Source organism: Aquidulcibacter sp. (assembly GCF_020253525.1).
In the GTDB taxonomy this organism is placed as follows: Bacteria; Pseudomonadota; Alphaproteobacteria; order Caulobacterales; family Aquidulcibacteraceae; genus Aquidulcibacter.
In genome coordinates, this window is the sequence record NZ_JADCBK010000051.1 from 18,503 (window position 1) to 39,813 (window position 21,311).

The 21,311-nt window shown below is 56.9% G+C and carries 20 protein-coding genes; 8 read left to right on the top strand and 12 right to left on the bottom strand.

The genetic code is table 11. The features are described 5' to 3' along the window. The first annotated feature begins 257 nt into the window (after positions 1-257). The 4 genes from IOB61_RS06795 (at position 258) to IOB61_RS06810 (ending at position 3,116) form a co-directional block, all read left to right on the top strand. On the top strand, positions 258-905 hold the full coding sequence (locus IOB61_RS06795; RefSeq protein WP_290814106.1) for an AAA family ATPase: 648 nt from the start codon (positions 258-260) through the stop codon (positions 903-905). Positions 906-939: 34 nt separating this feature from the next. Next, entirely contained in the window at positions 940-1,329 is a 390-nt protein-coding gene (locus tag IOB61_RS06800) for a ribbon-helix-helix domain-containing protein (RefSeq protein WP_290814109.1), read from the top strand. Between the two features lie 293 nt (positions 1,330-1,622). Beyond that, entirely contained in the window at positions 1,623-2,540 is a 918-nt protein-coding gene (locus tag IOB61_RS06805) for a replication initiator protein A (RefSeq protein WP_290814112.1), read from the top strand. 81 nt (positions 2,541-2,621) lie between these two features. Then, entirely contained in the window at positions 2,622-3,116 is a 495-nt protein-coding gene (locus IOB61_RS06810) for a hypothetical protein (RefSeq protein WP_290814115.1), read from the top strand. A 312-nt stretch (positions 3,117-3,428) separates the two neighbouring features. On the opposite strand, the gene IOB61_RS06815 is transcribed toward IOB61_RS06810, so the two are convergent. Further along, positions 3,429-4,430 (bottom strand): hypothetical protein, encoded by a 1,002-nt coding sequence (locus IOB61_RS06815; protein WP_290814118.1) that lies wholly within the window; start codon positions 4,428-4,430, stop codon positions 3,429-3,431. A gap of 200 nt (positions 4,431-4,630) precedes the next feature. Continuing rightward, entirely contained in the window at positions 4,631-6,433 is a 1,803-nt protein-coding gene (locus IOB61_RS06820; RefSeq protein ID WP_290814121.1) for a hypothetical protein, read from the bottom strand. A gap of 213 nt (positions 6,434-6,646) precedes the next feature. On the opposite strand from IOB61_RS06820, the gene IOB61_RS06825 reads away from it, so the two are divergent. Next, positions 6,647-7,054 carry a GtrA family protein gene (locus IOB61_RS06825; RefSeq protein ID WP_290814124.1) on the top strand — a complete coding sequence of 136 codons (408 nt, stop codon included), beginning with the start codon at positions 6,647-6,649 and terminating at the stop codon, positions 7,052-7,054. Here IOB61_RS06825 and IOB61_RS06830 read toward each other — a convergent pair. Then, positions 7,051-7,452, bottom strand: a complete 402-nt coding sequence (locus tag IOB61_RS06830; RefSeq protein WP_290814127.1) for an EVE domain-containing protein — start codon at positions 7,450-7,452, stop codon at positions 7,051-7,053. The two genes, IOB61_RS06825 and IOB61_RS06830, sit on opposite strands and share 4 nt — an antisense overlap. Before the next feature lie 104 nt (positions 7,453-7,556). On the opposite strand from IOB61_RS06830, the gene IOB61_RS06835 reads away from it, so the two are divergent. Both IOB61_RS06835 and nagA read left to right on the top strand, forming a co-directional pair. After that, on the top strand, positions 7,557-8,591 hold the full coding sequence (locus IOB61_RS06835; RefSeq protein ID WP_290814130.1) for an SIS domain-containing protein: 1,035 nt from the start codon (positions 7,557-7,559) through the stop codon (positions 8,589-8,591). Beyond that, positions 8,588-9,727: an N-acetylglucosamine-6-phosphate deacetylase gene (gene nagA, locus IOB61_RS06840; protein ID WP_290814133.1), complete on the top strand. Its 1,140-nt coding sequence runs from the start codon at positions 8,588-8,590 to the stop codon at positions 9,725-9,727. Before IOB61_RS06835 ends, nagA begins: the two co-directional genes overlap by 4 nt. Here nagA and IOB61_RS06845 read toward each other — a convergent pair. From IOB61_RS06845 to IOB61_RS06865, 5 genes are all read right to left on the bottom strand, one after another. Continuing rightward, entirely contained in the window at positions 9,718-10,965 is a 1,248-nt protein-coding gene (locus IOB61_RS06845; protein WP_290814136.1) for a TIGR03862 family flavoprotein, read from the bottom strand. The genes nagA and IOB61_RS06845 overlap by 10 nt on opposite strands. Before the next feature lie 65 nt (positions 10,966-11,030). Then, on the bottom strand, positions 11,031-12,491 hold the full coding sequence (locus tag IOB61_RS06850) for an NAD(P)/FAD-dependent oxidoreductase (protein WP_290814139.1): 1,461 nt from the start codon (positions 12,489-12,491) through the stop codon (positions 11,031-11,033). A 98-nt stretch (positions 12,492-12,589) separates the two neighbouring features. Further along, entirely contained in the window at positions 12,590-13,144 is a 555-nt protein-coding gene (locus IOB61_RS06855) for an ActR/PrrA/RegA family redox response regulator transcription factor (protein ID WP_085338453.1), read from the bottom strand. Positions 13,145-13,213: 69 nt separating this feature from the next. Further along, entirely contained in the window at positions 13,214-14,581 is a 1,368-nt protein-coding gene (locus IOB61_RS06860; protein WP_290814141.1) for an ActS/PrrB/RegB family redox-sensitive histidine kinase, read from the bottom strand. A gap of 154 nt (positions 14,582-14,735) precedes the next feature. Continuing rightward, positions 14,736-15,215: a hypothetical protein gene (locus IOB61_RS06865; protein WP_290814143.1), complete on the bottom strand. Its 480-nt coding sequence runs from the start codon at positions 15,213-15,215 to the stop codon at positions 14,736-14,738. Between the two features lie 338 nt (positions 15,216-15,553). Here IOB61_RS06865 and IOB61_RS06870 point away from each other — a divergent pair, with 338 nt between their 5' ends. Next, on the top strand, positions 15,554-16,798 hold the full coding sequence (locus tag IOB61_RS06870; protein WP_290814146.1) for a pilus assembly protein TadG-related protein: 1,245 nt from the start codon (positions 15,554-15,556) through the stop codon (positions 16,796-16,798). Between the two features lie 44 nt (positions 16,799-16,842). Here IOB61_RS06870 and IOB61_RS06875 read toward each other — a convergent pair whose 3' ends face one another. Genes IOB61_RS06875 through IOB61_RS06890 form a run of 4 tightly spaced genes read right to left on the bottom strand, consistent with a single transcriptional unit; the run spans position 16,843 to position 21,273 of the window. After that, positions 16,843-18,183, bottom strand: coding sequence for a TolC family protein (locus IOB61_RS06875; RefSeq protein WP_290814148.1), 1,341 nt, complete (start codon positions 18,181-18,183; stop codon positions 16,843-16,845). Beyond that, complete coding sequence (locus IOB61_RS06880; RefSeq protein ID WP_290814150.1) at positions 18,180-19,415, bottom strand: HlyD family efflux transporter periplasmic adaptor subunit; 1,236 nt, start codon at positions 19,413-19,415, stop codon at positions 18,180-18,182. Before IOB61_RS06880 ends, IOB61_RS06875 begins: the two co-directional genes overlap by 4 nt. A 5-nt stretch (positions 19,416-19,420) precedes the next feature. After that, the gene (locus IOB61_RS06885; RefSeq protein WP_290814152.1) at positions 19,421-20,134 is read right to left on the bottom strand and encodes an ABC transporter ATP-binding protein; all 714 of its coding nucleotides are present in this window, start codon (positions 20,132-20,134) and stop codon (positions 19,421-19,423) included. Further along, a complete protein-coding gene (locus IOB61_RS06890) occupies positions 20,131-21,273 on the bottom strand; it encodes an FtsX-like permease family protein (protein WP_290814154.1) in 1,143 nt (380 codons plus the stop codon). The genes IOB61_RS06885 and IOB61_RS06890 overlap by 4 nt, the downstream gene beginning before the upstream one ends. Positions 21,274-21,311: the final 38 nt, after the last annotated feature.

Consider the following 21,311-nt stretch of genomic DNA (forward strand, 5'->3'; position numbering starts at 1 on the left):
GATGCGTCTTGGCCCTCGCCTCGCCCCAGAGGCGAATTTTCAGATGACCGATAAGGAATCGTTAAGGTTTAAAGTCTAGTCTTTCAACATGTGGACACGGGGAGGCGGCGACTTTTCAACAAGTCCAGCTTCGGACAGGGCGACACCTCGCCATGTCTCTGATGCCCACTTGTGGGGGCCTCCAGACGTGGGGTTTCCAGAATGACGACGCGCCGAACTTACCACATGGCCGCATGTGGACACGAGGAGGTAGGAAGATGCATGTAGTAGCCATAGTCAGCCAAAAAGGTGGGGCAGGTAAGACCACTTTATCGGTTCACCTCGCTGTTGCGGCCGCGCGCAAGGGCCTCTCGGTGGCTCTGATCGACCTCGACCCTCAAGCAACTGCCGCGCAATGGGGCGACTGGCGGGGCGGGGATAATCCAGCCGTTGTGGCCACGCCTTACACACGATTAGAGGCCACCTTGCAGGAAGCGGCCCAAGCGGGGGTGGATCTGTGCATCCTCGATAGCCCACCGGCGGCAGATGCCGCGGCAGTCTCTGCTGCGCGTGCCGCTGACCTAGTTTTGGTGCCAACCCGGGTCAGCGCTTTTGACCTTCATGCTATCAAGACCACAGGGGAACTGATGCGGATCGCGCAAAAGCCCGCCTATACGATTTTCAACGCTGTCCCACCTCGGGCAGCCAGTCTGGTTGAAGATGCTGCCGCTGTTGTGCGCGGGATTGGCATGCCACTGGCCCCTGTTTGCCTGACAGAGCGGGCGGCCTTCCGCCATGCCGTCGTTGATGGCCATACCGCCAGCGAATATGAACCCGGCTGCAAAGCCGCAACCGAAGTCGATGCGGTCTTTGAATGGATGATGGGCCGCCTCACCAAAACCCAAACCGTCGCCCAAGCGGCCTAACCAGCACATTTACTCAAGAGGGAAGGGGAGATAGATGGCCAAAGCACCAAGCCTCGCAGCGCGCCTCGCTGCCGTAGCCGCACAACCCAACACAAGCCCATACCAGATGACCGCCCCGGCTAATCAGGACAGCCAGCCCGTGGTAGAACCTCACTTCGCAGCCGCTGCCCCGGCACCTGTTGCAACCGCCGAGCCAATGGCCCCAGCACCTGTCTTTGCGCCGCCCAATTTTGCCATGCCGGTGCCGCAGAAGGCCAAAGCGCGTGACGGCCGGGTGATGGTGGCAGGCTATTTCAGTCCAGAACTTTCCCGTTCGCTGCGCATTCTGGCCGCCGAGCGCGATGTGACGGTACAGCACCTGGTGGGTGAGGGGCTAGATTTCGTCCTGCGCCATTATGGCAAACACCCAATGGGTGAGCGCTAAGCTGATAAGCGCCAGAGGGCAGGGGTCCCGTCACGACCATGTGGCGACGTGAAGACGTGTCCACACGCAGACAGGTCGACAACTCCACCTGCCTGCCGACGTCGACCTAAAATACCCTGCGCGATCACAGAATCAGATAGGGTTAGTTGAAGACCTTCAAAAAGGCCCGCTTGGCTTGGTTAAAGCCCAGAATCGGGACAGGTCTAAGTTGCACCTTGTGGTGCGTCACCGGGGATAAGCTTCTGCCCGCTCGCGCATGAGATCAGGGCGTAGTTCGAAAGAGAGAGACAGCTATGTCCGCGCGACGCAAAGATGACCCTCAATTCGACTTCTTCATCCCGATGGTGCACGACATTCCGTTGAAAGATCAGCGGGAGACGATGGAGCGGCCCTTCTTCTCGCTGCAAAAGCGCAAGCGCCTGAAGCCGATTGATTACCGCAGCCCCGATGGCGAAGTTTGGGTCAAGGTTGAAGCAGTACCTGCCTATGGCATGGCAACCATTTGGGACGCCGATATCCTCATCTGGGCGGCCAGCGCCCTCAATCGTCTCAAGCAACAAGGCGTCAATGATCTGCCGCGTACGCTGCGCACCACCGCCTATGACCTCTTGCGCGCCATCAAGCGCGATACGGGCGGCAAGGGCTATCAGGAAATGCGCGCCGCCCTCGACCGCTTGGCCTCAACCACCATCTTCACCTCGCTCCGCGCCAAGCGGGGCAGGGACCGTCGCTTCTCGTGGATTGATGAGTGGGACATTGAGGTTGACCCCATTACCGAACAGCCGCGCGCGCTTCGCATCACTTTGTCCAACTGGATTTACGAAGGGGTGACGCAGGAAAAGCAATTGCTGACCATGCACCCAGACTATTTCAGCCTCACCGGTGGGCTGGAACGCGCGCTCTACCGGATTGCGCGCAAGCATGCCGGCGATCAGAAAAAGGGCTGGCTCTGCCGCTTTTCGGTTCTAAAAGACAAGACCGGCTCTGACTCTGAACCTAAAGAGTTTGCCCGCATGATGCGCAAGATCGCGCTGCGCGATGAATTGCCTGAATATAGTATGACGATTGTCAAAGCCGCCGACGGCTCGCCTGCTGCCCACTTTATCCGTCGCGACGCGGGTGAACGCACCGCCATCTCCGACGCCATCATTGAATTTGACCAATTATACGCCGACACCATCGCGAAAAAGCAGGGCGATTTGCTCCTCTGACCTAACGGGGGATCACCCACTTTTGGGGGAGGCGGCGGGAGAAAAAATTCTTAGCTAAGAATAGGAGGCCTTGGTACCGCCATGTCACAATCGCTTACAAAGACGTTCATTTGCTCATCGCTCGCCCTCATCCCCAGTGGTTCAAACGCTTGGTCGCAGACGCCAGCTACCCCAAGCGCCAATCCATCCTGCCAAAGCACGTTGGAAGTCGTTCCGGTCGAGCATGTGTCGTTGAGAGAGCTTTCAAGGCTTGGACCAGAGCTCAGTATCGCCAAAGGCAATTACGCCATGACCTTCTGGCCGCTTGAGCCCAAAGACAAGGCAGAGAAGGCCGATAAAGCGACAATTGGCATGTCCCTCATTCAAACACGCGACATGGAAAGCCCGCCCGTGGGCCTGATGATCCTCTCAACCCAGGCCGCCGACTTAGACTTTGTGAAAGATGGCAACCAGATATTGGTTGGTAGCAGTCCTCAAAGCAGCTGCCCCACGCGAGCGATCTTATCGGTGACAGAGACTGGCGGGGTCGTGCTGCGTGAATTGGCCGTTGAGAAGGGTCGTGAGGCTGCCTTGTAACTTCGCATGCTCGTAACATACTGATGGCGACACCCTTTCCAATCTGCCCTAATCCCACGGGGGAACGCCCACTTTCTGTCGGGGGAACGGGCGCCGTTTTGGCGGTGGAACACCCACAGGGGCTTCGGGGTATCGGACGCTAATCCACGGGGGAACGCCCGCACTCTCTTTCTTCAAGCCCCTGAAGTGATAGGACAAAAAGGCACTTTCGCGCCGCTTAACTCTTTAACTCTTCTATTAAGAGTCTTTCTAAGTGGGCTATTGGGCACATCATGATATGTGCCCAAGCCCGGTTTAAGGCGCTTGTCCTAGTCACTGCAGCCATTGATGGCCAAAGCTGCCGTCTTCGCCGACATAAGCAAAGCGTTTCCCGGATGCATGGAAAGCCAGACTGAGGATTGAGCGGCGCATTTTGCGGGGATCGTCTAATAATTCATTGCGCGGGCGAGGGCCGGCCAAAAACCCTGCTTTGCCCGAAGCCAAATCCACTTGATCCACCCCGCCATCAGACCAGCCAACCAAGGCGCGCGTATCATGCACGGCAACACAAGTCACAAGACCTAGCCGTGGACGATAAACACCGGCCGATTGCCCCATCGGACCTTTGCCCGCCACAATGGGCCAAGCAAGGAGAGCAGGCCCACCTGACGTGAGAAGCACCGAGCCCGTCTTGTTTTGAACGAGGCACCGCGGCTTGGCCGGATAGCCGCCCATTTTAAAGGCTTGACCATCTTGCAGCCGCCAACCGGCCAAGGCGGGTTCAGAAAGGCCGACAAACAAGAACGCATCGTCCGCACCATAGGCCACAGAGATCGGCCCACCGGCACAGGGAATTTCTTGGACCAGTTCTCCAGACGAGAGCTCAAACAGGCTCACGCCCCCGCTATGGGTGACGGCAAGCTCTTGTCCGTCTTGGGCAAAGGCCATCGCTGTCGGACCTTTGGGTGGACGCAGTTCCTGAGAGGTCCCATCTGGCCCCAGCACATGCACCGTTTGGCCAGCAGCAACCGCGACAAAGCGGCTATCAGCGGAGATTGCCAGCGAGTCGAGCCATTTGCGCGGCACATGCAGCCGCTGATGAACTTGACCGAGTGAATCGACTTGAACCAGCCTGCCATCATCGCCCGCCGTCCAGATGGATTGACCATCGGGACTGGCCTGCATCGCCAGCATCCCACCCTCATGGCAGTGAACCAGCGCCTCACCCAGCTTCATCATCCCATCGCCAAAGCCAAAGGCAGGGCGATCACCCAGCCAAGCGGCACCAATTCCGGGGGCTGGATAGGGTAGGGGCCCTTTCTGGCGCTTCGACACAGGCTTCTCCACAATTGCGAGCCCCTTCAACCACGACAGGGCGGCGGTGTGCAATACCCCGAATCAAATGAGCTCACCCATCTGCGACTATGAAGTCGTAAGAGCAATAAAGCCTATAAATTCAACAATTTTTATAGAACAAGCCGAAAGCATCCAAGCCCAGCCCGCGCCATGACGGGGGATCAACCACCGATTCCCAATTAGTCAAGATTGACCTTATAGGCCTGAACGTTTGAGCCCTTGGGCTTTTCAATCGGCGTCAGCCAAGCCGGGATGCGATTATCCCGCAACTCCACCATCAGGCCTTTGGGGCTTTGCCGCGACAGGATCGCAACCTCGGCCGAACGGGTACAAATGGCGACATAGGTCGCGCCCAAATCCTTGGCCATACGCTTGGCCTCATCGGGCTTGGCCATAAACAAACGGTAGGCCGCAAGATTGCCCGTATTGTTACGATGATAGGGAACAGCAAGCACCCGGTGGGGTGTCGTCAACAAGATCCGCGCGCCCATATCAATAGGTGCGACCACAAGACCCGGAGACTGCGCCTTAAGGCCACTAAAGGCGCGCTCGGTAAAGCAGCCCGCCCCACCGCCAGTCGAAAACTTCGTGATTTTCGGTTCAAAATATTCTGCCACCCGAGAGCCGACAAGGCCTGGGATGATCGGATTGGCGATGAGGGCGACAATCAAGGCCGTGCGCAGATTGACCTGTTCAATCAGTTTCCCAACCAAAGCGGCGGTCATGATCCCAGAAACGGTCGTTGCAAGCCCAGCAGAGCGACCCTGCCAGAAAACGGCAAGAGCGGCAGAGACAAAAATCGTGACAGCGGCCAAAATCCATAAGTCGCGCTCTTTGTCCTTAGCCCATAGGACGGCCACAATGCTCGCAATGCCGGCAAGGACCGGAAACAGAGCAAAGGCGAGGATCACGCTCAATTTTGTCTTCATCAAGGGCGCGGCCTCGGTGACATTATTGAGCCAGAGCCGTTTCAACAGCGGATCGATTTGGGCGTAGGGAGAGGTAATCAATTCCGGAAAGACGCGTACGCCGGACAGAACAATGACGCCAATCACCGCCAAGAGAGCGAGGCGAACAGCAATCCCACCCTTGGGACCTAATCGAGCTGTTGGCATAAAGGTCGCCAAACTGAGTAAGGCGGCACCCAACACCCCCAAAACCACATGGCCGCGGCCGATGGCATCATTGACTGGTGCTGCCCATTTTGCCTCGGGCACGGTCGCAACAAAACAAAGAGCCAGACTTAAACCAAGGCTGACGGCAAACCAGCGCGTTTCATCTTGTACATCCCCACCGCGTGCCGCCCAGCGCACCGCCACCCAAGCGATAAGGACAAGCTGCAGCGGCAGGGCTTCCAAGCCAACCCCAATGCCAAGGGCGATGGCAAGCGCGCTCAAAGCCGCCATTTTGGGACTACCCGCCACTAAACCCCATAAAGCGGTCGCGAGGAAGATGAGTTGCAGCCCGTGGTGATCAACCCGACCGGGGAGGAAATAATTCAGGGCGGCTGGCGCACAGGTGATGAGGAAGATGGCTGGCAGAAATGCCTTCTTGCCGCCCAAAGCCATCGAGGCCTTCATACCAATGAGCACATAGATCACGCCCAACCAAATTGGGGTGATGAATGTCGCGACCTTTTCCCCCATAGACTGACCAAAGATCAGATTGGTGATCAGCATGGTCAAAGCCAAAGGCAAGTCCGCGATGCGCGACCAATGAATATTGCTAATTGGATGTTCGGTGAAGCGATGTTGCGACACGTCAAACCAAGCTTGTCCAGCGAGCCAATCGCGCACCTGCAACACCCGCATGGCATCATCATTATCGGCCAGATTCCAAACCGAGACTCGCTTCCAAAATGGGTCCAGCAATTGATAGGTCGCGATCAGGATCGCGGCGACCAATACCAAGCGAAATAAAAGCCTGACCGGGGAAGTCTTGGGGGCCTGTTCAGTCGGATTTGAAGGTTCAGCAAGAGACATCGACTTGAGACACCGTAAGTTACGTCGTTCCTAGTGTGCATAAGGTGTACTGCGAGTGATGAACAGGACCCCGCATGTGGGAATTCCATCTGACACACAAGCCTGAATCTGCGATGAAGACGAACCAAATTGGCGCAGTCCGTAACATCAGGGCTTTGGTATGATCTTAATCTTCAAAGCGCATCCTGCCTCTAATCGTGAGAAAGTCGCTGCGTGAAAATTTCTGAACTCCTCAAGGCCAATTCCACGGGCGCGCGCATCCTGCGCTTTGTGGTCGTCGGTGGGTTAGCCTTTGGCCTTGATGCGGGACTGGTTTTTGCCATGGTCCATGCGGGTCTTGATAAATATGTTAGTCGGGCCCTGTCCTTGATTGTGGTTGTACTCTTCACCTTTGTTCTCAACCGACAGGCAACCTTTGCTGCAACCGGCCTGCCGACATGGCACGAAGTGATCGCCTATGTGGCGGCAAGCCTTATCGGCCTTCTGATCAATTATCTGGTTTTTGTCGGCGCAAGCTTGGTCAATCTCCCGCTGCTTGTGGCAATGGCGGCAGGAACGCTGGTCGCATCCACGTTCAATTTTTTGGCCTATGGCAAGATTTTCAAATCGAAACCAAATTAGGCTTGACCCATCAGATAATGCCAATGTGCGTCTGAAACCGGCTGCACCGACAGGCGCGGCGACTTTACCAAGGCAAGATCGCAAAGCACAGGATCTGCCTTTATCCGGGCAAGGGTAATGGGCTGACTTAAAGCTTGGTGGGCGGCCACATCAACGGCAAACCACGCAAGATCAGTTGGGTCTGGATAGGCCTCGCGAATGACTTCAACCACGCCGACAATCTGCTTTTCATCGCCGGTATGATAAAAGAAAGCACGGTCGCCAAGGGTCATTTGCTTGAGGAAATTCTTGGCCTGATGGTTGCGAACCCCGGTCCAAGGCTCACCCTGTGTTCCGCGCGCAACTTGGTCAGCCCACGAAAAACTATCGGGTTCGCTCTTTAAAAGCCAATAGGCCATCCCTATAACTCCTGAGTTCAAAAAACTTTTATCAAGTCCGTCTAATAGATAACTGGGCTCCCGCGGCGAGTCACGTCACACGACAGCCCTTTAGGAGATCCCCTGTGAGTCAATCCAAAACCTTGATGTGGACCGAGGCGCGCGAGGCTGGCCAAATTGTCCGTCGTCAAGTTGAAGCAAACGCCAGCCTGATGCGCGACCTGGGGGCTCGGCTGCGCGCCCAAAAGCCGCGTCTGGTCTTGACCTGCGCGCGTGGCTCGTCTGACCACGCAGCCGGCTTTGGCAAATATGCGATTGAAACACGCCTTGGCGTGCTGGTGGCCTCTCACGCACCGTCGACATCCTCGATCTTTGGGACACCCCTGCGCGATCTGGATGGGGCCTTGTTTTTGGTGATCTCGCAGTCTGGTAAGAGCCCCGACATTTTGACCTCAATCGCATTTGCCAAAGAGGCGGGCGCCTTTGTCGTTGCCATGGTGAACGACGCGAATTCACCCGCTGCTAAAGCCGCCGATGTGTTTATCCCCCTCCATGCCGGGCCTGAGCTGGCTGTTGCGGCAACGAAATCCTATATCGCATCCCTATCGGCCATCATTCATTTGGTTGCCGAGTGGAGTGAAGATGCGGATTTGTTGGCAGCGATCAACCAAGCTGGCGATCACATCAGTGCGGCGTTTCACCAGGATTGGTCGATTGTGGGCGAGGCGCTTTTGGATGCCAAAAGCCTGTTTGTTATCGGCAGGGGCCTGACTTTTGGCATTGCCCATGAAATGGCGTTGAAATTGAAAGAGACCAGCGCGCTTCATGCAGAGGCGTTTTCGGCTGCCGAAGTGCGCCACGGGCCAATGGCGATAGTTGAGGCGGGCTTTCCGGTTATCCTTATTGCACCAATGGACGAGGCGGCTGCCAGTTTCCCGGCCTTGAGTGACGAATTTGCCGCCCGCCATGCCAAGGTCTTTGCCTCGGGCGGGCCATTCCCGGGGGCCATTGACCTGCCAACACAAACCGGACTTCACCCCCTTATTGCACCGCTCTGTCAGGTCTCGTCTTTTTATGCCTGCGCAGAGGCTTTGGCCCGTGCGCGTGGGCGAAACCCCGATTCGCCACCCTGGCTTAATAAAGTCACCGAAACACAATGAACGCGACCGCTTTCCACAATGGGTGCCTGGGCCTTGGCGGCCAAATCCTGACTGGCCAGACACTGCTTGTGTCGGGGGGCAAGATCGAAGCCATTGGGGCCGACTTGGCCATACCGGCGGACTATGAGCTTGTTGATTTGAAGGGGGATGTGCTCGCACCCGGATTTTTTGACATTCAAGTCAATGGCGGTGGTGGGGCCTTGTTCAATGACGCGCCGACGGTTGAAACCATCGCGACCATTGCAAAAGCCCATGTCAAGTTTGGCACGACGTCTCTCTTGCCAACTCTGATCTCCGATGACCTAGACAAGGTGGCCCAAGCCATTGAGGCTGTCGATACCGCCATTGAGGCCGGCGTTCCGGGCATTGTCGGCATTCATTTGGAAGGGCCATTTTTGAACGCCAGCCGCAAAGGTGTTCATGATGCCTCGAAATTCAAAGTGCTGGATCCTGCGGCCATTGAATTATTGACCCGCTTGAAGCATGGCAAAACCCTAATCACCTTAGCGCCTGAAACCGCCCCGCCAGGTGCCATCGCGGAACTGGTCGGCCGTGGGGCTGTGGTCTTTGCTGGCCATACCGAGGCAAGCTACGAACAAATCGTGGCGGCCGAGGCGGAAGGCCTTCGGGGTTTCACCCACATTTTTAACGCCATGAGCCAGCTCTCCAGCCGCGCACCGGGTGTGGTTGGCGCGGCTTTGTCTAGCCCCCATGCTTATTCAGGCCTGATTGCAGATCAGGTGCATGTCCATCCGGCCAATATGGCCTTGGTCGCCCGTTTGCTTGGACCCCAGCGAACCATTCTGGTCAGTGACGCCATGCCGACCCTAGGCTCGGATCAAGACTGGTTTGAGTTGAAGGGTGAAAAGATCCTAGCCCGTGGCTTGACCTGTTACACGCCTGATGGGGTCCTAGCAGGGTCTAACTTATCCATGCTGGATGCCGTGGGGGTGATGATGGGCTCGGTCGGGGTAAGTTTGGCCGATGCCTTGATGATGGCAACCCATGCCCCCGCCGATGCCATGGGTCTGCAAGACCTTCTGGGCCACTTGGTGGTTGGGGCGCGGGCGGACTTTGTGCGCCTCGACGCTCAGGCCAATCTGGTTCAGGTCTGGCAAAACGGCCGTCAGCTCTGATCTGCGCGTTCCATGAGCCAAGACTCTATCCCTTTGGCAGCATGCTGGGCGCTGGAGAAGCAGGCTTGTAGGAGATAGCCACCGGTTGGGGCATCCCAGTCGAGCATTTCTCCCGCAACAAACACGCCGGGCAACACCTTCAGCATGAGCCGGGCATCAACACTGTCGCGACCTATGCCGCCCGCGGTGGAGATGGCCCGGTCAAGGCCTGCAAGGCCTGACACGTCTATGGGCAGGGTCTTGATTAAGCGTGCCAGTCCCATGGCGGTGGTTGGCAGCTTGTTGCCGGTTGCTTCCCGCATCAAGGCAATGGCAGGCGGGGCGAGTTTCACATGGCTTTTGAGCGCGGTTGAAATAGATTGTCCCGGCTTGGCCTTAACAAGGCGATGGGCGAGGGTTTCGGTTTCAACATCGGGCCGCAGATCAAGGTGAATCTGGCAAGACCCATGGCCGAGCCTTGCCCGCAGCGCCGGCGACAAAGCATAAATTGGTCCGCCTTCGAGGCCAGCCTCTGTGATGACCACATCACCGCGTGCGCGTGCATCACCCAGACTGACTTCAACATTTTTCAGAACGGCACCGCCAAACCCTGCCTTTAGGGTTTCTGTCCAGGCAGACTGGACCCCGACATTGGAGGCAGCTAACGGGGTAATGCCCACACCAAGCGCGCTCAAGATTGATGTCCAAGCCCCATCTGCGCCAAGCTTGGGCCAAGACGCCCCGCCAAGAGTCAAAAGAATGGCAGAACCTTGGTGTTCATGGATCGACCCATCGCGATGGGTGAATTGTGCGGCCCCGTTGGAACAAAAGCCCGTCCAGCGCGCCCCGGTGGTGATGGTCACGCCCAATTCAGCCAATCGCTGCAGCCAGGCGCGCAAGAGAGGGGATGCTTTCAGGCTTCGGGGGAATACCCGCCCACTGGAACCCACAAAGAGGGGCTGGCCCAGACCTTCGGCCCAAGCCCGCAACGCATCGGGGCCAAAGCCATCCAACCAGTCTTCTACCCACTTCTGTGAGGCCCCATAGCGTGGCTTAAACTGGGCCAGTGCTTCGCTATGGGTCAGGTTCAGGCCACCGCGTCCGGCCAAAAGAAACTTTCGACCGACCGAGGCCATCCCGTCATATACCTGCACCTTATGGCCTGCCTTGGCCAAAAGCTCTGCGGCAAATAGGCCTGCAGGTCCCGCCCCAATGATCAGGATCGGCAGGGCAGGGGCTTTAGCGACGGGTTCTGTCATGACGGAATTCCAAGCATGGCGCTTCATGGCAGGCGTTGGCCCGCCCTGTCCATCCAGCCGCTTCCTCAGGCGACTTTTGGCTTAGAAAAGCGCATCACATCATCTTCCAGCTTGCCAAAGCGGAAGGCCATCAGATCCAGCGCGTAATTCTGATGGACTTTCCAAGGTGCGACATGGCCTTGCTTGGGGAAGCTTTCCATCGCGCGGGTGACATAGCCAGAGCTGAAGTCCAGCCAAGGGGCTGGCTCTAGCGTCTCACTGCCCTTTTCGGGCAGGCAGGTGGTCTGGCCGGTGGCATCGAGATGATTCAGCAAGCGGCAGACATATTCAGCCGTCAGGTCAGCCTTCAAAGTCCAAGACGCATTGGTATAGCCAAAGGCTGAAGCCAAATTCGGCACGCCACTATACATCATGCCCTTATAGGAAAAGGTCTTGGAGAAATCGACGGCCTTGCCGTCCACCTCAAATGGCACACCGCTCAAGACTTGTAATTGTAGGCCCGTGGCGGTGACGATGATGTCGGCATCAACCCGCTCGCCCGACTTAAGAACAATGCCCGCCTCGTCAAATTGCTCGATATGATCGGTCACCACACTGGCCTTGCCAGCCTTTATGGCGGTGAACAGGTCGGCATCTGGCACCAGACACAAGCGTTGATCCCATGGATTATAGGTGGGGGTGAAATGCTTGGCCATGTCGAAATCGGCCGGCAATTCCTCTTTCAGCATGCCCAATAAACGCTCTTTAACTTGGGCAGGGTGCTTGCGTGCCATCGTGTAAAAATACATCTGAAACAACACATTGCGCCACCGGATCAGGCCATAGGCCAATTTGCCGGGCAGAACTTTGCGCAACCAATTGGCAAAAGCATCTTCGCCGGGTCGCGACACCACATATGTGGGCGATCTTTGCAGCATGGTCACATGCGCGGCTTTATTGGCCATCGCAGGGACCAAAGTTACCGCTGTTGCGCCACTGCCGATGATCACAATTTTCTTGCCGCGATAATCAAGATTTTCGGGCCAGAATTGCGGATGAATGATCTGGCCTTTGAAGTTTTCTTCGCCCGGAAAATCGGGGCGATGGCCTTGGCTATAATTATAATAGCCCGTGCACATATATAGGAAGTTACAGGTCAGCTGCCCTTTGGCTTGGGCCTCACCAGACGTGTAATCAATCGTCCACCGCGCCGTCGCAGAATCCCATGAAGCCCCGACCACGCGATGGTTCAGGCGGATTTTGGACTTGATGTCATATTCATCAGCCGTTTCATGCAGATAGTTCAGGATGGATGGACCATCTGCAATGGCTTTAGCTTCCGTCCAAGGTTTGAACGAGAAGCCCAAGGTGTACATGTCGGAATCAGACCGGATGCCGGGATAGCGAAACAAATCCCACGTGCCGCCTATGGCCGAACGGCCTTCAAAAATCGCATAGCTTTTACCCGGGCATTGGCTTTTGAGGTGGTAAGCCCCGCTGATGCCGGAAATGCCAGCACCAACAATCAGCACGTCTAGATGTTCCACGGCGACATTCCTATGAGCATGATCTGGATTCTACGTTGAGCACGTGATCCTTTAGCCCATCGTTATGGAGCACGATGCCAACGTCAAGGCATAAAGCTTTAGCGTGGGGCGCGTTTGGCCAAAATCCGCTGCAAGGTGCGGCGATGCATGTTCAAGCGGCGCGCGGTTTCCGAGACATTATGGCCGCAGAGCTCAAAGACGCGCTGGATATGTTCCCAGCGAATGCGGTCCGCACTCATGGGGTTAGAAGGTGGGTCTGGCAAATGGTCGCTTTGGGCCAAAAGCGCTTTGACCACATCATCGGCATCGGCAGGCTTTGACAGATAATCCACAGCCCCGGCTTTTACGGCCGCAACAGCCGTGGCGATATTGCCATAACCAGTCAGCATCACGACGCGCGCATCTGGGCGGCGGACATGGAGTTCTTCTACAACCGAAAGCCCGGACCCATCTTCGAGGCGTAAGTCTAAAACCGCAAAGGCAGGCGGTGCGCCGCGCGCAATGGTCATTGCCTCTTCCACACCAGCCGCAGTCTTGACCGAGAAGCCGCGGCTTTCCAGCGCACGGGCCAAACGGTTGCGCAAGGGCGCATCATCATCCATCACAAGGAGGGAACGGTCGGGGAGGGCGTCAATAAGTGTTTCTGCTGCCATAGTTTTCAGTGAACCCAAACGCCTCAAACTGCAAGTGACAAGAAGTCGCAGGTCTTTCGGTGGTAAATCTTATGTTTTGGCGGCAATTGCCGAGATTGGCCACACGGTTTGCACGACAGCGCCCCGTCCAGGGCCCGCACCATTCCAGAAGGATACTTGCCCGCCTGAGCGTTCCAATAGGGTTTTGGCAATGAAGAAGCCAAGGCCCATGCCCTCACGCGTCGTGGCAGAAGCTGTACCCTGCAGGGTCGTCGACACATAGGGCTCACCCAAACGGTCGAGGATAGCTTCGTCAAAGCCTGGTCCATCATCGGTAATGGTGACGCGGACGCTGCGCTCATCCCATTTGGCCGAGACTGTGACAGCTTGTTTTGCGTAATGAATGGCATTTTCCAACAAATTGCCAAGCCCATAGAGAATGGCGGGCTTGCGAATGACCATCAGCTCGCCTTTGCCCTCCGGCCCTTGAATATCAAACAAGACGGCCTTGTGGCCCATCTCGGGATGGCGTTCTGCCACTTCTTCGAGCAATTGGCCAAAGGGCAGGGTGTCGGTGACTGATTCAGGAATTTCCTTCTGATTGGTCAGATTGCGCAAAATCTCGCGACAGCGCTGGGCTTGGGACAGGATGAGTTCGGCATCCTCCATGTCGAGGCTATTGGGCGGCAGGGAGCGCAGCATTTCTTTGGCGGTAACTTGGATGGTCGCCAGAGGTGTTCCCAATTCATGCGCTGCCGCGGCAGCAAGCCCGCCCAAGGCGGCGAGCCTTTGTTCGCGCGCCAGCACTTCTTGGGTGGCAATAAGGGCATCGGCCAATTGGCTTTCTTCCAAGGACACCCGCCAAGCATAGCTTGCCGTAAACAACAGGCCGATGATGATGGCAAATGCCATGGCGAATTGATAAAGCGCCGGCAGCATAAAGCTGCCAGCTGGCAGCCAAGGCAAGGGATAAGAATAAAAGGCTAATACCCCGACGCTTAAGATCGTTACCCCAATGATGCTCAACGTCCAACGCGGTTGCAGCGTCGAAGCGGCGATGGTGGCTGGTGCAATCAGCAACAGGCAGAATGGGTTGGCGATGCCGCCAGTTAGGTAAAGCAAAAGCGCCAGCTGCAGCACATCAAACGTCAATTGCGCAGCTGCCTCCCATTGCCGCACGAGGCGCTGGGGCGGCAGGCCCACGGTGATGATGATGTTGAGCGTGATATTGGCTGCAATGGTGAGAAGGCAGGCCAAAAGCGGCAGTTCAAACTTAAAGCCAAAGTGCACCACCAGAACGGTGATGAATTGCCCAATCAGCGCAAACCAGCGGGAGCCGACCAAGGTCCGTGATCGAAGACGGCCGACGAAGGGGGCATTAATCGCGATAGCCGCCGCGATAATCTCTTGATCTTTCGAAAGTTTGTCCATCCGCCCAGCATAAGCACCTGTCGCCATTCGCCCAACGCCTTTTGCTTCATCCCCATGCGATAGATTGCCGCACCAGTTTAGCCACCGATCCGCGCGATGTGCAAATCAGGGGTGAAGGGGGTGGGCGTGGTGCTTGATCTTTGTCGAGTTCGGCAAAAGGCCGTCTTTGGAAACATTAGCTTTACCGCTTGGGAAGCGTCTCGATGCGCAGCCATCGCGCAAACTGCTTGGCAAAAGCTTTATCATCCTGCACGCTCAAGATAGAGATATCTGACACAACAAAAACCTGACCATTTTTATGGCGTACATGTAGCATCGCGTTATGCTGTCCTTTGTTTCGGATTAGTTTCCAGTCTTCAATATCCTCGCGCAAAATCGACCACCTGCTCCCCAGCGATTGATAGGTCAATTCACGGTCGGTGAAGGCCAATTTTTGGACGAAATTGCCAATAAGATTGAGCGCGGCAGTCATCACAGGGATGGCGATGAAGGCGATCTGGTACATGCCCGAACCAATTTCTTGAGCGATCAAAATACCGAAAGTGACAAACAGGGCGGAAAGTCCCGCAATAAAGAGGCGTCGCTTGGTTGAGGGCGCATAGATTATTGAAGCAGGTTCCATCAAACCAAAACCTCCAACTGGCGAATTGGATTCTATCATGCTTGAGTTACCCAACGGCTAAAGAGCTAGGCGGTTCAAACACCATGCAAAGCGCCAGAGGAGGTATCAAATCCAATCATCGGCTTAAGCGTCGCAATTCTGATTGAGGGGTCCAGATCAATCCGCCTTCGGTCCCAAACTATCGGAAAATCTACAGCGATCTCTAGAGCGATCAATTTTTTGTATAATCTATTGCTAGAGCCAATCTTCAGACATATCTTGCAGGTAATCACTGGCTGACTTTTAGATGTCACGTGCCAAATCAAGTTTGGCGCTAGTCGGAAAAGGCGGCTTGGCCTTTGGATTTGAAAGCGTTGCCCCTTACGCGCAACAGATCTGTGTTTAAGCTTGACCCCCGGGTGCGGAATCCGGGCCGCGGCAATGTTACCGTCATCACGGCACTGGTTGCCGTCCCTTTGTCCTTGGTTTTGGTCGCTGCTATCGAACTTACCGCATTGAGCAATGAGCATGCCGCTATGCAAGCCGCCGTTGACGCCGCAGCCCTTGCCGGCGCGCAGTCAATGACGATCGCAGGAACTTCGAAAAAAAGTGCAAGTGACTATGCAGAGAGGTTTGCCCTGAGCCAGGTCGAAAACTTCGCCAAACGGGCCAAGGTTGAATTTGATGCCAGCGATGGGCCAGACGGGTCCTTTACCGTGCGGGGCGAAGCGATCCGCTCGTCCTTTTTTGGCAATCTTGTCCCGCCCGGTGGTTTCAAGATCAATGTCGAAGCCACGGCAGAAGCGCTGGTGAAACAGCCCCTGTGCATTCTTGGCATGGATGATGGGAGCAATGACACGGGTGTCTCGGGGGCGGGCACGTCCAAAATCACAGCCAGAGGCTGTGTCGTGCATTCCAACAGCAATCATGAAGTTAAGCAAAAGGCGTCGATAGAAGCCGGGACCGTGCGGATGACCGGCAAAGCTATCGGAACCGCTTTTTCGCCGCAGCCGCAAATGGGCGCTCTAGCGATCGCCGATCCATTCAAAGACAGAATCATAGCGCCACCCAAGTCATGTTCATCGGTCCCCGATGGCGGGGAAGTAGAAATGAAGTCGGGCACCAAGGTCTTGAATCCTGGAACCCATCGGATTGAGTTTGAGATGAGTGGAACAGCAACCCTCAAGCTTTTGCCAGGAGAGCATTATTTTTGTGAAGACTTAGAGTTTGAGGATGAGTCGCGCCTCGAAGGTGAAGACACGGTGATGATCTTGATGAATGCCGAGCTTATGGTGCAGGACAAGACCTTTGTGTCTTTGGAAGGTCGTCGCTCCGGAGCTTGGTCTGGCTTTGTTATTGTCAGTAGTCGCAAGAGCAGTGAGCATGTCAGCTTCAAATCCCCAAATGTGGATCGCCTGCTTGGGACCATTTATCTTCCCGAGACCACAATTTATGTGACCTCGCCCGGCAGCGTGGCAGACGGTTCGCAATGGAGCGTTGTTGTGGCGCGCAATGTAATCACCTCTAACTCAGCAAACTTGGTGATTAATTCTGATTATGCGGGCTCGCCGGTCCCGGTACCAGACGGGGTGGGCAATCGCGCCGGCGGGTCAAAATCGACCCCGCTCCGGCTGCGGAATTAGGCGATGGCGACATAAGTCCATGTGCGTAGCTGTCCAGGGGAAAATCAGGGAACCACACCCATGGCTGCCAATAGGCTGGCTGATGCCAGAAACCGATCTGCTGGCAGAGCGCGCACTTCGGCCTCTTCAGTTATTAGCGCGGCCTCTGCGCGCAAGAGCTCAAGCGTGCTCAAGGTTCCCGCGCTATGTTGGGCGCGCGCTAGGGTGAGGGTACGTTGTCTGGCTTTAAGGGCGGCGAGGCGCTGGGGAATCTGGGTTTGGATTGTCTGAAGACTAATCCAAGCACGCATGACTTCATCGGCCGCAGTTAGCAACAAGCCTCGCTGGGCGGTGGCCAGACTTTCCAGCTCCAGCGCCGCGATATGGCGTTGTGCCCGACGCCGCCCGCCATCCAGAACGGTCATTGCCAAGGTCCCGGCAAGCTGTGTTGCCAGATTGCGCGGGGCAAGTAGGGATTCGAATTGGCCAGAGGAGCCAGTAATACCGTGAGAGATCGACAAGTCTGGATAAAGCGCGCGCTGCGCTAAGCTGACCCGCACCCCTGCGGCAGAAAGGCGGATTTCAAGCGCCCGTAAGTCTGGCCGACCAGACAGGCTTTCAAAGGTGACTTCCTCTATAAGGGGAGCTGCATCCTCATTCAGCCCAAAATAGATCGGTTCTGGGCGGAGTGTCAGCGGGTCGATGGTAAGTGTGGCTGCCAGAACCGATGTTGCCTGCCGGTCGTTCCGTTCGGCTTCGGTGAGGGCGACTTCGCTTGATCGGACGGCCGCTTCAGCTTCGGCGGCATCGGCCAGCGTTGCCAGTCCGGCACGCTGGCGGGCTTCTATTTTCTCGGCAATCTCGCTTTGGCGGCTTAAGGCGGTTCGTGCACTCTCAAGCCCAATTGCGGCGCGGGTGCGATTGGCCAAAGCTTGCGCAAGTTGTAGGGCGAGGGCAACCCGCGCCCCGTCAATTTCAATGGCTTGGGCGTCAGCTTCCAGCCGCGCTGCGCGCAATTCATCCCGTGCCTTGCCCCAGAGGTCTAAGGCCCAGCTCACACTGGCGGTGGCGCTATTGCTGCTGCGACTGCTGCGGTCTGGGTCGTCGCGGTTCCACGGCCGATCCTCACTCGCATTTAGCTCTGCGCGGACTTGTGGGAAGAGCGATGCCCGCTGCCCATTGGCGGCAAACACAGCCGCTCTCTGTCGCAGCTTGGCTTGTTCTATACTGGGTGCCCCAGCAAGGGTCACGGCTAAAAGGGCTGCGAATTCAGGCCCGCCAATCTGGCTCCAAAGCGAGGCCGGCCCCTCGGCCTTTGGGAGGGGTTGTGCTTGGGCATGGCGGGGGAGACATGAGCCTATAGCCAAGAGGGCCAGCGCGTTTCGGCGCGTCAGTTTCGCTGTCATGGCTTTGCTTCCCGGAGAAAGTGGACCCGAACCCGTTGCCCAATCAGCAAGTTTTGGTTCTCAACCGAGGTAACCACTTCAATGACCCGGTCATCTGCGCGGGCATTTGGATCATCGTCGCGGCGGCTCACGCCAAACACCTGCCCCACGCGCAACACTTTACCCTTGATTTCGGGACGGGTGCTGCCTTCAACCTTGACGCTCACCCGCTGTCCAGGTTTGACGGCCTCAACCATGGATTCCTCAAGTTCGCTACGAATGATTTTGGCGTTGAATGGGGCAAGGGTGAAGAGCGACGTGACATTCAAGGTCGATGCCCCAACGCCGGGTCTGGCGGCGGCCCGAACGATTATGCCAGCCACCGGTGCCCGGATTTGACGTTGCTCTACTTCAAGGCGCGCGGACAGCACGCGCGCTTCTGCAGCCTGCAGTTCGGCCCGCGCCGATGCCAAATCCGATTGCAGCACGCGCACACGTGTCGTCGCTTCGACTTTTGAACGGCCAAGCTCTGCGCGGATCACATCGACTTCGCGACGCAAGGAACGGACGCGGTCTCCCGCTTCGCTGCGTGTTTTGTCGGTCTCCGCCTTGAGGGCGCGTAATTCTGACTCAAGTCGCTTTCGCTCATCGCGAGCCCGGTCCAGCGCTTGAAGTGTGTCTGCGCCTTGATTGACCAGACCGACAAGCCGGTCTTCTTCGCGCCGGGCCGCGGACGCTTGTACCTCCAAGCTTGCCAGACGGGCGCTGAGGGGGTCTGGCCGTCCTGTGCCTTCAGATCTGGCGCGCTCGCGCTCTGCCGCCGCCAATTGTTCTTGAAGTAAAGCAAGCCGAGCCCGTGATGAGCTCAATTCCGACCTGCCACTTAATCGCTCGACTTCATCCTTGGCGGAGGCAAGTTGGGCAACCAAACCGTCCAGCCGCGCGGCTTGGGTATCGCGGGCAGCCACAGCTTCGGCCAGCGCCGCACTTGGCACACGCTCATCCTGGCGGGCCAGCAATTGGCCTTGTTCTACGGAGTCGCCTTCTTCCACATAGACTTGGGTGATGACCCCGTCGCGCGGTGCCGCAATCGCGATCACACCGCCCTCGACATCGACTCGGCCCTTAGCCACCGCCGCGGCTTCGCCCAAGGCAGTCGCTTCGGCTTCAGGGGGACTTGGCTCTTCTTGCGGGCCACAGGCGGCAAAGAGCAGAGCTGCAAGCGCGACAATGAGTGGCTTGGATGACTTCATGAAGCTTAACTCCTTCGATCCTGGCGCGTCGCATCCGTTTCGGATGAGATGCGGCCATCTTCGATCCACAATTGGCGGTCTGCATGGTCCTTCAAGCGTGGGTCATGCGTGACGCATAAGACGGCGGCACCGGTTGCGTGGGCTGCGGTCCTGAGTAGGGCGGCGATGCGCTCTCCATTAGCCCGATCGAGTGCTGAGGTTGGTTCGTCCGCAAATAAGAGGCGCGGCTGCTTGGCGAGTGCGCGCGCAATGGCGACGCGTTGTTTCTCGCCGCCCGACAGCTGTCGGGGCAGAAGGTCGACCCGGTCACCCAAACCTACCTGCTCTAAAGCCGCGATGGAGCGCTCTATTGCTTCGCGGGGCGCAAGCCCCATCGTTTCCAAAACGGTTTGGACATTTTCTCGCGCGCTTAAGGCAGGGAACAGATTGAAGCCTTGAAAAATGAAACCAACCGAAGCAAGGCGCAGCTTTTCGCGATTGGCTTCCGATAGGCTCCACAGGTCTTCGCCGAGGGCGATCACCTTCCCATCATCGGGCTTTAATAGGCCTGACACCATGGCCAGCAAGGTCGATTTGCCAGATCCGGATGGGCCCATCAACAGGGTGAGTTGCCCTGCGTGCAAGGCAAAGTCCTGTCCATCAATCACGGTTTTGGCGGTGGCCCCATCGCCAAATCTTTTGGTGAGCCCCGTTGCCTCGATGCATGTCTGCGCGGTCATAGCAACAACTCGGTTGGGTTGGAGCGGTAAAGCGCCCGCACGGCATGTACGCCAGACAGAAGGGCGACAATCAGCAGAAACAGACAACATGTCACACTTGCTGGCCACGGATAGGCGATGGCAACCTTGAAAACCCCAGCCAGGATCTGCACCAAACCTGCGCCCACCAACATGACGGCAATGCCGACCAGTCCGACCCAGATGGCTTGTTCGACTACAATCGCGCGCAGTTTGGAGGCAGGAACGCCGAGCGCCCTTAAGGATGCGAGTTCTTTCAACTGGGCCAAAACCGCGCCGCGCAGCGTTTGACTTGTTACACCGATCCCCACCAAGAAGGCGACAAATGCCGAAAAGCCAAAGGATGCGCCCGCGCCAGAATCAATGAGCCAAACCATTTCGGAACTTTTGATCAGATCATGCTTTTCCCAGACCCTGTACGGGGCTCCCAAGGCGTTGGCATTGAGGCGGTCACGTGTGGCCTCGGCCTCCCGCGGGTCTTTCACTTGAATGAGGTAGAGCGGGTTGGAGCGATCATCATCGCCAAGCAATCGCGCTGTGGCCTGGGAGGCGAATACAAAGGCCCCCCAAGAACTTCGAAAGCCAGAGATAAAGCCAACAACGCGGACGCGTTGCCGATTGATCTCGGCCGTATCGCCAATGCGGTTGATCCCCAGCTTTCGCGCGTCAGCTTCGTCAATCAGCACCGCACCAGGTTCTGAAAGGGCAGCCATAAGGTTCTGGGGAATTGATTGCATCCGCACCGGCGAGGCGGGATCTAAGGAGAGCGGGATACCCAAGACAGGCACCCGGCGACTGCCCTTGCGCCAATCGCCACCAAATTGTCCTTGACGATCGACGCCTTGAACCGCTGGATCAACCCAGAAGCGGCCAACATAACGTTCAGGAATATCTACCGAGGCATCAAAGCTTAACGAATCTCCCGAGGTAACAATGAGGTCGGCGTTGGACTGCCGTAAGGTGACTGTGAAGGTAGCAAATTGGCCGAACAACAAACCAATTTGGGCCAACATCAAAAGCCCAGATAAGCCAAGGGCGGCAACCGCTGCCGCATAGCGACGCCAGTCATAAATAAGGGTTCGGCGGGCAATCGAGACCTTGGGGAAGCTTTGCTTGCTCATGGGTGCACTTCTGCGCCGCCTCCGTTGAGAGGTCATGG

Excerpts from the sequence above, each read along its gene's own strand:
- IOB61_RS06795 (WP_290814106.1), top strand. The coding sequence starts at position 258 with ATGCATGTAGTAGCCATAGTCAGCCAAAAAGGTGGGGCAGGTAAGACC.
- IOB61_RS06800 (WP_290814109.1), top strand. The coding sequence starts at position 940 with ATGGCCAAAGCACCAAGCCTCGCAGCGCGCCTCGCTGCCGTAGCCGCA.
- IOB61_RS06805 (WP_290814112.1), top strand. The coding sequence starts at position 1,623 with ATGTCCGCGCGACGCAAAGATGACCCTCAATTCGACTTCTTCATCCCG.
- IOB61_RS06810 (WP_290814115.1), top strand. The coding sequence starts at position 2,622 with ATGTCACAATCGCTTACAAAGACGTTCATTTGCTCATCGCTCGCCCTC.
- IOB61_RS06820 (WP_290814121.1), bottom strand. The coding sequence starts at position 6,433 with ATGTCTCTTGCTGAACCTTCAAATCCGACTGAACAGGCCCCCAAGACT.
- IOB61_RS06830 (WP_290814127.1), bottom strand. The coding sequence starts at position 7,452 with ATGGCCTATTGGCTTTTAAAGAGCGAACCCGATAGTTTTTCGTGGGCT.
- nagA (WP_290814133.1), top strand. The coding sequence starts at position 8,588 with ATGAACGCGACCGCTTTCCACAATGGGTGCCTGGGCCTTGGCGGCCAA.
- IOB61_RS06845 (WP_290814136.1), bottom strand. The coding sequence starts at position 10,965 with ATGACAGAACCCGTCGCTAAAGCCCCTGCCCTGCCGATCCTGATCATT.
- IOB61_RS06855 (WP_085338453.1), bottom strand. The coding sequence starts at position 13,144 with ATGGCAGCAGAAACACTTATTGACGCCCTCCCCGACCGTTCCCTCCTT.
- IOB61_RS06860 (WP_290814141.1), bottom strand. The coding sequence starts at position 14,581 with ATGGCGACAGGTGCTTATGCTGGGCGGATGGACAAACTTTCGAAAGAT.
- IOB61_RS06865 (WP_290814143.1), bottom strand. The coding sequence starts at position 15,215 with ATGATAGAATCCAATTCGCCAGTTGGAGGTTTTGGTTTGATGGAACCT.
- IOB61_RS06875 (WP_290814148.1), bottom strand. The coding sequence starts at position 18,183 with ATGACAGCGAAACTGACGCGCCGAAACGCGCTGGCCCTCTTGGCTATA.
- IOB61_RS06880 (WP_290814150.1), bottom strand. The coding sequence starts at position 19,415 with ATGAAGTCATCCAAGCCACTCATTGTCGCGCTTGCAGCTCTGCTCTTT.
- IOB61_RS06885 (WP_290814152.1), bottom strand. The coding sequence starts at position 20,134 with ATGACCGCGCAGACATGCATCGAGGCAACGGGGCTCACCAAAAGATTT.
- IOB61_RS06890 (WP_290814154.1), bottom strand. The coding sequence starts at position 21,273 with ATGAGCAAGCAAAGCTTCCCCAAGGTCTCGATTGCCCGCCGAACCCTT.